This window comes from Mesotoga sp. HF07.pep.5.2.highcov, assembly GCF_003666285.1.
GTDB lineage: Bacteria > Thermotogota > Thermotogae > Petrotogales > Kosmotogaceae > Mesotoga > Mesotoga prima.
Genome location: NZ_JFHJ01000478.1, coordinates 1 through 6,555, shown reverse-complemented (window position 1 = coordinate 6,555; position 6,555 = coordinate 1). Strand labels below are relative to the sequence as shown.

At 43.7% G+C, this 6,555-nt stretch carries 3 protein-coding genes and 2 pseudogenes; 2 read left to right on the top strand and 3 right to left on the bottom strand.

The features are described from left to right. Positions 1-485 precede the first annotated feature (485 nt). The gene (locus tag BG32_RS09990; protein ID WP_006492263.1) at positions 486-1,742 is read left to right on the top strand and encodes a serine dehydratase subunit alpha family protein; all 1,257 of its coding nucleotides are present in this window, start codon (positions 486-488) and stop codon (positions 1,740-1,742) included. Between the two features lie 244 nt (positions 1,743-1,986). Here the strand turns inward: BG32_RS09990 and thrC are convergent. Continuing rightward, positions 1,987-3,039: pseudogene (gene thrC / locus BG32_RS09985) on the bottom strand (threonine synthase); the annotation flags it as partial. Between the two features lie 187 nt (positions 3,040-3,226). Then, the gene (locus BG32_RS09980) at positions 3,227-4,249 is read right to left on the bottom strand and encodes a sugar kinase (protein ID WP_006492260.1); all 1,023 of its coding nucleotides are present in this window, start codon (positions 4,247-4,249) and stop codon (positions 3,227-3,229) included. 312 nt (positions 4,250-4,561) lie between these two features. Here BG32_RS09980 and BG32_RS09975 point away from each other — a divergent pair, with 312 nt between their 5' ends. Beyond that, a complete protein-coding gene (locus BG32_RS09975) occupies positions 4,562-5,857 on the top strand; it encodes an MFS transporter (RefSeq protein ID WP_006492258.1) in 1,296 nt (431 codons plus the stop codon). A 116-nt stretch (positions 5,858-5,973) separates the two neighbouring features. Here the strand turns inward: BG32_RS09975 and BG32_RS09970 are convergent. After that, a pseudogene (locus BG32_RS09970) lies at positions 5,974-6,555 on the bottom strand (peptidylprolyl isomerase); the annotation flags it as partial.

Sequence of the window (6,555 nt, the reverse complement as noted above, 5' to 3'; positions counted from 1 at the left end):
ATTGTTCACACTAAGGATTCCAGTACCGACTAGTTATCCTCACCTGACTGATTTATGGTCTTTTCTGATAACAATCTTCCGTCATTGCCTTTCTCAGTCAGTATTTCAGCGAATAAAGGGATTCTAACACAATCCAATAATTGTCAAATTTGTCCTTCCAGATTTTTTATGTAACATCAAAGGAGATTGAAGTGACTATCAGGAACACTGCTTTAGCCCTCTTGGAAGAGTTTAATTCAGTATGAGACATGACCGATTCTAGATAAAGAACTCTGGAAAGTTCGTCTTTCTCTTTAAAACGAGAAAAGAAAGCCTTCCAAGAGATGATTTTCCAGCTCCACAATGTTGAGTATACTTTCAGTTCCAAGTGGAAGAGGGAGTTAAGAGCTCATACTTACTTCAAAACAATAACCTTTGAGGCCTGCTATTAATTGCATAAAACATTTCCAATGCTAAACTAAGTTATCGGACATTGGAGGTGAAAGATGCGCTTTCTTGAACAATACCTTGAAAAAGAAGTTAGACCTGCACTTGGGTGTACGGAACCTGGAGCGATTGCATTTTGTGTTGCTCTTGCAGCAAGCAAACTTGAGGGAAAAACAGAAAAAGTGCATGTAACTACCAGCGTCAACGTATACAAGAACGGAATGTACGTGGGAATTCCAGGTACGAATGAAAAGGGAAATGAGTTTGCTGCCGCTTTGGGCGCCATATGCGGGGATGCAGATCTCCAGCTCGAGGCACTTAGGCCTTGCCGAGTTGAATCGGTCGGTATTGCAAGAGAGATGATAGACAAGGGTCTGGTCAGTGTGATCTGTGATCAAGATCTATCTGGAGTATTCATAGAAGCCACGGTGTCTAATCATAATCATTCTGTACTTTGCAGGATAACTGGCAGTCACACGAATGTAGTTTCATTAGAGATAGACGGAGAAAAGGTCCGTTCAAGTGAGAGATTCGTCCCCTCCGATGCATTAGAATTTACTCCTGAAGAGATATTTGAGTCAATTCGAGAAATCACTGAACTGGAAATCGAGAAGATCTTCGAGGGAATAGAAATGAATCTCGAGATTGCCAGATTTGGCCTTAAGAAAATGTTGCCTTCAAAAGAGACCTTCAGCTACCACGAAAACGTAAGCCTCGGATACAAGATTCGTAACTATTGTTTCGCGGCTTCGGCCGCCAGGATGTCTGGTGTTCCCCTTCCTGTGATGAGCAGTAGCGGAAGCGGTAACCAGGGAATTGTCGCCACACTTCCAGTGGCTCTAACCGGCGAGTACTTCCAAAAGAGCCGAAAAGACATTGCAAAAGCAGTAGCTTTGAGCCACCTTTTCTCTGGTTACATAAAGAACAAGCTCGGCAGAGTTGCCCCGATCTGTGGATGCGTTACAGCCGCCGGAACGGGAGCCGCTGCAGGAATTACCTATCTTCTTGGAGGAGCAAGGGAGACAATCGAACAGGCAATGCTGACTATACTATCGAGCACGACAGGCATCATGTGCGATGGTGCAAAAGAGAGCTGTTCATTGAAGGCGGGCCTTGGAGGCCAGGAAGCATATAGCTGTGCATTACTGGCAATGGACAATCTTGGAGTCAACTCAGAGCAGGGATTTATCTCCAACACTTTAGACAGGTCAATAGAAAATATCCAGGTCCTTCTTTCAAAAGGCATGTCAAAGATCGACTCCGCAATAGTTGAGGTACTTGAAAACAGAAAAAGGAAAACGAAATCCCCTGAGTGAAAGGGATGGACTATATGTCGATCCTTGAAGAAAACTCTACTTATGCAAGGCCGAAGATCAAGGAACTCTTGACGTTCTAAATGTCAATAAGAGAAATCTCCACATAATCACACATAAAATAAGGATTACCCTATACATGAAACGTTCTGTTCTTCGCGTTCTATACTTTGATCACTAAAGAGAAAGGGCCTTACTGGATGCAACCAGTGGGTTCCAGTATTTGAGGTGCAGAACACACTATTCTTTATCCTTCTAAAATGCTCTTCAGATCCAAAATGTTCTTTCCAATCGTCCTATGTATTTCAAGAAGCTTGGTAAATGATAAGATGACCTTTAGTCCTGTCCCCGTAACAAGCGCAACAACTGATTCTTCCTTACTTTCGATTCCCTCTTCAAGGGCTTTCGCCAAACCTGCTATAGAAGCCACGCCAGTTGGTTCTGCAAAAATACCCTCGTGTCTTGCCATGACACGGGTAGCGTTAACCATCTCACTGTCTGACACGGAGATAGCCGACCCACCGGAATCCCTTATTGCTCGAAGAGCAAGTTCACCGTCAAGCGGGTAAGGCACGCTAATTGCTTTCGCCAGAGTACTGGGCTTTTCCCATCTCTCGATCTTGGTATCGTGCTCCTTAAAGGCCTTTACCAGAGGCGCACAACCCTCAGCCTGAACAACTAGGAGTCTTGGGAGTTTGGCTATCATACCAGCTTCGCTCATCTCCAAAAAGCCCTTCCAAATAGCAGCTGATAGTCCGGCCCCTCCCTCGGGCATCATAACCCAATCGGGAGTATTCCATCCAAGATCTCCAGCAATCTCGAAAGCTATGGTCGTACCTTCAAAGTGATAAGGAATGACTGATGAGGCAGTTGTAAGGTGAGTCCAGCTAGAAGATTCAGATAGATCCATTATCATGTCTATACAATCACTCACATTGCTTTTTTCCACAAGAATTAGTTCAGCACCATATAAGATCGTTTGCACATTTCTTTCAACAGGCGTATCGGCGGGCATCTGTACGAAACAATGGAGTCCAGCTTTCGCACAATAAGCGGCTGTTGCAGGTCCAGCGTTTCCATCAGAAGCGATGATTACTTTTCCTGAAGCGATTTTCTTAGCCTTACTGACACCCATAGCTGCAGGGCGATCTTTGTAAGTGCCGGTAGGATTCTGAGTTTCGTCTTTCAGCATTATTCTCCCGGTGTTTCCCAACTCAGCCTGAAGTCTAACGCCAGCAGTTAAAGGAGTTGCACCCTCTCCCAGCGTTACACAATGGCGAATATCATCGATTGGTAGTAGTCTATGGTACTTTCACAAGCCGTAACAATATTTGTCCGGAAAATCATCCAGATTCATTCCGCCAATTTGATTGTATCTGTAATTCAGAGTGCTGCCACACTTAGGGCATTTTGGGATACCAACTGAATTGCTGCACTAGAAACCGCATACGTCACAACTTTGCAGATAATGGCGGGATGTCAAATTCCTACCTCACAACTCTTCCTGAAGCGTTTCCACCAAGTAGCTTTTCGACCTCGTCTCTAGATACGATGTTGAAGTCTCCCTTTATTGTGTGTTTTAGGCATGAGGCTGCGACTCCGAACTCAAGTGACTTCAATGGTTCCCATGAATTGTCCAGTCCAAAAATCAATCCCGCAGCAAATGCATCTCCTCCGCCTACACGATCGATTATGTTTATGTCGTATTTCGTAGATACAATAAATTCTCCTCCAGTGAGCAGCGCAGCCGACCATTTATTGAAATTGGCATTTATGCTTTCTCTTAGGGAAATTGCAACTGCCTTCAGATCAAAAGTGTCCCTAAGCTTTGTTGCCACATCTCTGTATCCCTCGACACTTAACCTGCCATCACTCACATTAGTGCCCTCAGCCTTTATTCCAAAGACAGATTCACTATCCTCCTCATTTGCAAAAAGGACATCTATGTTATTCATAAGAGAAGTCATAACCTTTCTCGCCTTTTCTTTGCTCCATAGTCTCGACCTGTAATTTAGATCGCAAGAAACAGTTATTCCTCGCTTCTTGGCCTCTCTTAGAGCTACTTCACATGTTTCAATCAACCCGTCGCTAAGCGCAGGAGTAATGCCTGTGAAGTGGAACCAGGTGGCATCTGAGAAAACCTCTTCCCAATCGAAATCTCCGGGCTTTGAATTAGCGAAGACCGAGTTGTCACGGTCATAAATTACCTTTGACGGTCTCTGAGAATAGCCATATTCATAGAAGTATTTACCTAGCCTGCCAATGTCTTTCAAAACATAACTCGTATCCACCCCGTGAACACCAATATTCCCAATTGCCGCGTCTCCAAACTGATCGGCAGATACTTTGGATACGAATCTACTTTTTCCGCCGTACTTCGCAATCGCAACAGCAACATTGGCTTCCGCTCCCCCGTAAACAACTTCGAAATTCTTGGTCTGCTCAAATCTCTCTCCCAAAGGAGATGCGAGACGCATCATTATTTCTCCGAAGGTAACTACTCTAGACATAAAAATCCTCCTCCTACTTCATAAACTGATAACCAAAATCTATGAACACTCCTGCTGCAACTTCTAAAAAGTAATAGAACTTCCAATTCATAATTACTAGATGATAGCACGGCAGATCAAAACCTCCGGTGAAGTTGAAGATCTGACAAGACTTTTCCCCCAATCGGGATTCAATTCTACTTTCTTGAACGAAATAATAAAGTTTGTTGTGTCTACTCAATTTCTAATATCAATAATTTAAGGTAGATCTTGATGTTTTGACGTTAAACGTGATAATATTAAACCAGCATTTGCAGAAATTGAGGTGGTTCGATGAAAGGGTTGGGAAGAAATTTCTGGCTTTTCACTCTTGGAAGACTAGTGTCACTTATTGGAAGCGGCGTTCAAGCGCTTGCGATACCACTCTACATTTTGGATCTAACTGGCTCCGGGGTGATGATGGGCACATTCTCTGTAGTAACGATGCTGCCCAGAATCCTCTTTGGACCAATCGCCGGTGTTTTGGGTGATAGATTCAATCGGAAATATATTATGATATATATGGATTTTGCTAGAGGAGCAGCAATTATTCTTATGGCATACCTCTCAGATGTCGGTGTCTTGAATCTAGCGCTTCTCTTTGTCTTCCAGCTAGTTATATCGACTTTCGACATTTCATTCGACCCGGCAACTTCTGCAATGCTACCAGATATCATTGAAGAGCACAAACTTCTGAAGGCAAACTCTATTCTTGGCGCGGTTAACTCCGTTTCCTACATAGTCGGTCCTGCTCTCGGCGGAGTTCTATATGGACTTTTCGGAATTGAAATAGTCTTCATTATAAATGGAACATCGTTTATTCTTTCTGCGATTAGTGAAATCTTCATAGTTTATCAGCAGACTACTAAAAAAACGCGCGTCTCGGTAAAGAGCGTTTTTGTCGATATAGTTGAAGGAATTGGCTATTTAAAGAAGATAGATGGCTTGATGATGGTTCTGATGTTTGCAATGGTTTCCAATTTTTTGTCAACTCCGATTTTCACCGTTGTTTTTCCTTTTTTCGCCCGCACATTGGTTGGTTTCTCTAGCGAACAATACGGTTTTCTCCAGTCGGGTTGGGTATTGGGAGTCCTTTTTGGAAACATTCTAATTGGTACGATTCTCGTGAATAAGAAACAGGACAAACTGTTTGCGGAGGGATTAGTAACAGAGACAGTCTTAAATTTCCTTCTAGCCGCTCTCTTCTTTCCTTACTTCACAAGTCTTTTCGGTGGACCGTCTTGGTTGTTCTTTGCCGCACTGGGAATACCGATAGTTGTAATGGGTGTGTTCAACGCATTTGTGAATACTCCTCTTCAAACACTTTTTCATCGAGTACTTCCTACCAGCCACAGATCTAGGGTCTTTTCCGTAATTTCGATTCTAGCGCAAATTGCAACACCTCTCGGTTCAGCGGTCTTTGGCTTCGCAGTTGACAGGCTTCCAGTTCACTATCTTGTGTTGATATCGTGTATTGCAAATGCCATTCTCACCATTGTCTTCTTGGCAAAAGGAATGTCGAGACTCTTTGAAGTGAGGCCGGGAAAACACGGAGGAGACTCTTATGGTAATGCGGAGGAAATTGCCTGAGAAAACGACGGGATAGAAGTATCCGCATGGCGCAAAAACTGAAAAGATGAAAGTCTGCCACAATCAAAAAAAGAACCGGGGCAACTTCCCCGGCTCTCCTATTTAAAAAGCCAAGCTCATTCTGTTGCTGCAGGAGTCTCAGCCTCAGCTTCGATTTGCTCCAGTTCGGAGATTATAGATTCTATCTCCGTCTGAGCAGCTTCAGATGGCTCAACTTGTATCAAAGCTTCTAAGTAACCGAGTCTTTGATTGAGCTTCTCCTTCCTCCAGTCGGGACTGTAATCGAGCTCAAGGGAAAGGGAGTTATTTCTTATGAGAATGTATAGAACGTCTGCTCTAAGTCCATCGGAAATCTCTTTTTCAAGAACGCTGGTTAGACCGGATTCAATCTCTCCAATTGTGTTGAATACGTAATCTACAAAGCTCTGTCCATAGCTGCTTAACTGTTGCTGAAGAAGATCCTGGTTCATGAACGTGTTTTCAAGTTCCTCCAGCAATGCATTGTAGTATGCTGCAGCAACCTCGGGGTTTTCACTATCCAGATCATACATCTTCTGCACGATCATACCGCGCTTCTCACCGGCTTCAAAGAGATTTCGTATCGCTGTCTCGTAGTCCGGACTGTCAGTAAAGCCAAGCATTTCCGATAGTTCAATAAATGCTGCATATTCCATCAAGGATGCTTCGGACGAGGTTCC

Excerpts from the sequence above, each read along its gene's own strand:
- BG32_RS09990 (WP_006492263.1), top strand. The coding sequence starts at position 486 with ATGCGCTTTCTTGAACAATACCTTGAAAAAGAAGTTAGACCTGCACTT.
- BG32_RS09980 (WP_006492260.1), bottom strand. The coding sequence starts at position 4,249 with ATGTCTAGAGTAGTTACCTTCGGAGAAATAATGATGCGTCTCGCATCT.
- BG32_RS09975 (WP_006492258.1), top strand. The coding sequence starts at position 4,562 with ATGAAAGGGTTGGGAAGAAATTTCTGGCTTTTCACTCTTGGAAGACTA.